The sequence below is a fragment of the Streptomyces sp. CNQ085 genome (genome assembly GCF_022614595.1).
In the GTDB taxonomy this organism is placed as follows: Bacteria; Actinomycetota; Actinomycetes; order Streptomycetales; family Streptomycetaceae; genus Streptomyces.
In genome coordinates this window covers 18,358-21,206 of record NZ_JAJFAU010000087.1, presented here as the reverse complement: position 1 = coordinate 21,206, position 2,849 = coordinate 18,358, and the positions used below count along the sequence as shown (strand labels likewise).

At 70.2% G+C, this 2,849-nt stretch carries 2 protein-coding genes and 1 rRNA gene; 2 read left to right on the top strand and 1 reads right to left on the bottom strand.

Annotation, left to right across the window (positions count from 1 at the left end; all coding sequences use genetic code 11):
* Window positions 1-121: ribosomal RNA gene (locus LJ221_RS15515) — 16S ribosomal RNA — on the bottom strand; the annotation flags it as partial.
* Window positions 122-667: 546 nt separating this feature from the next.
* On the opposite strand from LJ221_RS15515, the gene LJ221_RS15510 reads away from it, so the two are divergent.
* On the top strand, window positions 668-1,117 hold the full coding sequence (locus LJ221_RS15510; RefSeq protein ID WP_241717326.1) for a PTS glucose transporter subunit IIA: 450 nt from the start codon (window positions 668-670) through the stop codon (window positions 1,115-1,117).
* Window positions 1,118-1,228: 111 nt separating this feature from the next.
* Window positions 1,229-2,849: phosphoenolpyruvate--protein phosphotransferase (gene ptsP, locus LJ221_RS15505; RefSeq protein WP_241717325.1), on the top strand; the 1,621-nt coding region annotated here is incomplete at its 3' end.

The following is a 2,849-nucleotide window of genomic DNA, read 5'->3' as shown; positions in this document are numbered from 1 at the left end:
GCCCACGTGTTACTCACCCGTTCGCCACTCTTCCCCTCCCGAAGGAGGTTCATCGTTCGACTTGCATGTGTTAAGCACGCCGCCAGCGTTCGTCCTGAGCCAGGATCAAACTCTCCGTGAATGCTCCCGGGTCATCCCGGTCACTCCGCGCAGAGCGGCGCCACCGGGAAGGAATAATTCCCGACGGCGCACAGCGTCCTCGCTGTGTGTTTCAAAGGAACCTCGCCGACTCCCGCGATGCGGGAGCGACAGGGCATCAACATATCTGGCGTTGACTTTTGGCACGCTGTTGAGTTCTCAAGGAACGGACGCTTCCTTCGGCACCCCTTCCGGGGCCCCTCCGGGCGCTTCCCTTCGGTGTCTCCGACACTATCAGCCCCTCCTCCGAATTCTGAAATTCGGTCTTCTCCGCAGACACGCAGAACCGAACCGGATCCTCGGAGGGAGATGAGGTTGGACGCCACTGGCGTCGGACGGAGGTACGAGAGTACAGGCGGGCGAGTGCGGAGGCAAATCGACCCGGCGGACCCGGACAGGCCGCCACGCGCGCGCTGCCCGGAACCAGCGGTTCCCATGTCATACGCTTCTGATCAGTGCGCCGATTCAGGACAACTCAGGACACACGACGACGGTGACCGCTCGGTTCTCCGCGCCTGGGAGGCTTTCCATGACCACCGTGACGTCCCCGCTGGCCGGACGTGCCATCGGCCTCGCGGCCGTGCCGGATCCGGTGTTCTCCGGAGTGATGGTCGGGCCCGGGACCGCCGTCGACCCGGTCCGCGGACCATCCGTCGCCGTGGCCCCGGTGGACGGCATCGTCGTCTCACTGCACGCGCATGCCTTCGTCGTCGTGGACGGTGAGGGGCACGGGGTACTGACGCATCTGGGCATCGACACCGTGCAGCTGAACGGCCAGGGATTCGAACTGCTGGCCGCCAAGGGCGACACCCTGCGGCGCGGCGACCCGGTCGTCCACTGGAATCCGGCCGAGGTGGAGGCTGCGGGGAAGTCCCCGGTGTGTCCGGTCGTCGCGCTGGACGCCACCCCCGACGCACTCGCCGACGTGGCCGAGGGTATCGACGTCTCCTCCGGCGGCACGCTGTTCACCTGGCGGTGATCCATCGCCCACCCGCCGTCCGCGAGGTCTTCGCGGACGGCGGGCAGGAGGCGGACGCGACCCGCCTACGAGACGGAACCGGCCGGAGATCCGGAGACGGGTGAGGGTGAGATGGAGACAACGCTTCGAGGGATCGGGGTCAGCCACGGGGTGGCGATCGGCGAGGTACGGCACATGGGCACCGCCGAGCTGGAGCCGCCGACCCGGCAGACCACCCGGGACGAGGTCCCGCACGAGCGGAGGAGGGCGCGCCAGGCGGTGGAGGTCGTGGCTGCGGACCTGACCGCGCGGGGGAACCTCGCCGGCGGTGAGGCGCAGGCCGTGCTGGAGGCGCAGGCCATGATGGCCCGGGACCCGGAGTTGATCGCCGATGTCGAACGGCGCATCGCCGTGGGCAGCACCGCCGAGCGCGCGGTGTACGACGCCCTCGCCGCCTACCGGGCGTTGCTCGCAGGCGCCGGCGACTATCTCGCCGGGCGGGTCGCGGACCTGGACGATGTGCGGAACCGGATCGTCGCCCGGCTGCTCGGAGTTCCGATGCCGGGGGTACCGAACAGCGACAGGCCCTATGTGCTGGTCGCACGTGATCTGGCGCCCGCGGACACCGCGCTGCTGGACCCGTCGCTCGTCCTCGGCTTCGTGACCGAGGAGGGCGGTCCCACCAGCCACAGCGCCATTCTGGCCCGGGCACTGGGAGTGCCCGCGGTGGTGGCGCTGCGGGGGGCCGTCGAGCTGGCCGAGGGGACGGTCGTCGCGGTGGACGGCAGTACGGGCCTGGTCGGCGTGGACCCGGACCCCGAGCAGCGGGAGGAGATGCTCAGGATCGCCGGGGAGCGCAGAGCCGCGTTCACGTCCGCCACAGGTCCGGGTGCTACCTCTGACGGGCACAAGGTGCCGCTGCTGGCGAACATCGGCGGTCCGGCGGATGTGGCGGACGCGGTGGCGGCGGGCGCCGAGGGCATCGGCCTGTTCCGTACAGAGTTCCTCTTTCTCGACTCCGGCGGAAAGGCGCCGTCGGAGAAGAAGCAGATCGAGGCGTACCGGCAGGTGCTGGAGGCGTTCCCGGAGGGGCGCGTCGTGGTGCGAGTGCTGGACGCGGGCGCGGACAAGCCGCTGGAGTTCCTCACCCCGGCCGAGGAGCCCAATCCCGCGCTGGGCGTGCGCGGGCTGCGTACGCTGCTCGGCCATCCCGAGGTGCTGCGCACCCAGTTGCGGGCGCTCGCCAGGGCCGCTGAGGGGCTGCCGGTGTATCTGGAGGTCATGGCACCGATGGTCGCCGACCGGGCCGATGCCAGGGCGTTCGCCGAGGCCTGCCGGGATGCGGGGCTGCGTGCGAAGTCCGGTGTGATGGTGGAGGTCCCCTCGGCCGCGCTGAGGGCCCGTTCGGTGCTTCAGGAGGTGGAGTTCCTGTCGCTGGGCACCAACGACCTGGCCCAGTACACCTTCGCCGCCGACCGGCAGGTGGGCGCACTGGCCCGCCACCAGGATCCGTGGCAGCCGGCGCTGCTGGATCTGGTGGCCATGGCCGCGGAGGCGGCCGGCGCCGAGGGCAAGAGCTGCGGTGTCTGCGGTGAGGCCGCCTCCGATCCGTTGCTGGCGTGCGTGCTGGTCGGGCTGGGTGTCACGAGCCTGTCCATGGGGGCGAAGGCCATCCCCTGTGTACGTGCGGAGCTGTCCATGCGCACCATGGCCCAGTGCGAGCGTGCGGCGGCCCTCTGCGAGAATGACGCCA

Bases quoted from the DNA above. Each gene is read 5' to 3' on its own strand.
- LJ221_RS15510 (WP_241717326.1), top strand. From the start codon at position 668: ATGACCACCGTGACGTCCCCGCTGGCCGGACGTGCCATCGGCCTCGCG.